This window comes from Rubrivirga sp. (assembly GCF_049648075.1).
Classification (GTDB): domain Bacteria; phylum Bacteroidota; class Rhodothermia; order Rhodothermales; family Rubricoccaceae; genus Rubrivirga.
Window position 1 is genome coordinate 1 of sequence record NZ_JBARYR010000137.1, and the last position, 1,966, is coordinate 1,966.

A 1,966-nucleotide genomic window follows, 5' to 3' on the forward strand; every position below is an offset into this window, starting at 1 on the left:
CCGTCCTCGACCACGCGCGGACGACTCGGCTGGTGGCCGAGCGCGAGAAGGCGCTCCAGGTGGTCGCCCGGATCGAGGAGAAGGCAGCGAGCGCCGTCTCAGTCGCCCAGAAGGGACTCGGCGATGCCCAGGCGCGCGCGTCTCACGCGAAGCGCGCGTTCGGGGCCTCGATGGCGGAGACCTACGCGAGGCCGTCAGAGGCGGCGCGGGCGTTCCTGAGCGACGCCGAGTCCAGCGGCGTGGACGGGGCCGCTCAGCAGATGGCCGTCGACCCCGAGCGATACGGGCCACTCAAGACGAGCCCCGCCACGGCGCGGTACAGCCTCACCCGAGGAACGACGACGGAGCCCGCGCGCACCGCCGCGGCGCTGGCGGCGAAGCACGGGCGCGCATTCGTCGAGGCTCGGCAGATCGTCCAGAAGGCCGAGGCGGAGGTGAAGCAGGCCGGAGAAGTTCACCGCACGGTGTCGGCCGAGTTGTCTGGAGTCCGGCCGCTTGCCCAGAGAGCGGGCGTCGACGAGTTCGGCCCGGCGGCCGTGAGGGTGCGGCTCGAACGGCTCGACAAGACCCTCCGCGAACGGTCGGCCCGCGCGCCCGGCGTCAGCATCACGCCCGCCCGACTGAATGGCCCGGCAGCGAAGGCACTCGGCGCGCGTGTGGGGTCGGTTGGCCTGTCCGTCGCAAGGGCCGCAGCGAAGACGGCTGCGAAATCGGTCGGACGGGGGGATTGAAGCGACGCAGTCTCTCTGGCGTCACACGCAGGCGTGTGCCCGCCGTTGCGCGGCGCGCGGGTGGCATCCTCATCATTCAAACCCCTTCTCCCTCCTCTTTTAAGAGTTTTAGAGGTTTTAAACGTTTTGCGTCGCCCGATCCCCTTGCGCCGCAACGGGTTGAGCGACGAAAGGTGCACGATCTTGTGCTGAGAGGTGCACGGACTTGTGACGAGGGGTGCACGGATTTGTGCTGAAGGGTGCACGGACTTGTGATCCAAAGGTGCACCGATTTGTGAAAGGTGCACGGTCTTGTGATACGGCCTCTGGCGCCCGGCCCTCGCCCCAAAGGTGCACGGACTTGTGAAAGGGTGCACCGATTTGTGAGCGACCCGCCTCCACGGGCACGTACGCCCCGATTACGGCAGGGTTATCCACACTCGCGGCCACCTTTCTCAGCCAAAGGTGCACGGACTTGTGAAGCGTCTGGGGTCGGCCTCGCTAGCCGGTAGACGCCGCGACCCCTACACTGCCCAGCTATGAGCTACGCAGAGGTCATCAAGCACTCGGCGACCGTCCAGGTCACCAACACGGTGCCCCTCCTCGCGCGCCGCTTGTGGAACGTGCTCCTCGCCCGGGCCTACGACGACCTCCCCGATTGGGAGCGAGTCCGCATCCACCGGGTCCCCGTCGGCGAGGTTCTCGACGCACTCGGCACCACGACCCGCAACACCGAGCATCTCAAGGACCTCCTCAAGGCGCTCGCGTCCACACCCGTCGAGTGGAACGTGCTCGGAAAGGACAACGTCGAGGAGTGGGGCGTCTCCGCGCTGCTGGCCGAGGCCAAGATCAAGAGCGGTCAGGTCGAGTTCTCCTACGGCCCCACCTTGCGCGAGCGGCTTCACAACCCCCGGCTCTACGTCCGGATCTCGCTCTCGATCCAGAACCGCTTCGCCTCCAAGCACTCGCTCGCCCTCTACGAGCTCTGCGTCGACTACCTCGACGTCGCCCGAGGCCGCGGCGAGACCCCGTGGATCCCGCTGGAAAAGTACCGGGCCATGATGGGTATCGAGGACGGCCAGTACGAGCGCTTCGCCCAGCTCAACCAGCGCGTCGTCAAGGCGTCCGTGAAGGAAGTCAACAAGCGCTCCGACGTCGCCGTCGCCGTCGAGTACCAGAAGGACGGCCGCTCCGTCACCGCGCTCAAGTTCCGCGTGCGCCCCGCCGCCCGCGACGAGCGCCCGGCCCTTCCCGCC

2 protein-coding genes are annotated in these 1,966 nt (G+C 67.8%); both read left to right on the plus strand.

All coding sequences use genetic code 11. From position 1 onward, the window contains the following. On the plus strand, positions 1 to 731 hold a 731-nt coding region (locus WBA11_RS03890; protein ID WP_424519413.1), incomplete at its 5' end, for a hypothetical protein. Between the two features lie 518 nt (positions 732 to 1,249). Continuing rightward, positions 1,250 to 1,966, plus strand: a 717-nt coding sequence (locus WBA11_RS03895; RefSeq protein ID WP_424519414.1) for a replication initiation protein, incomplete at its 3' end; no start/stop codon positions are given.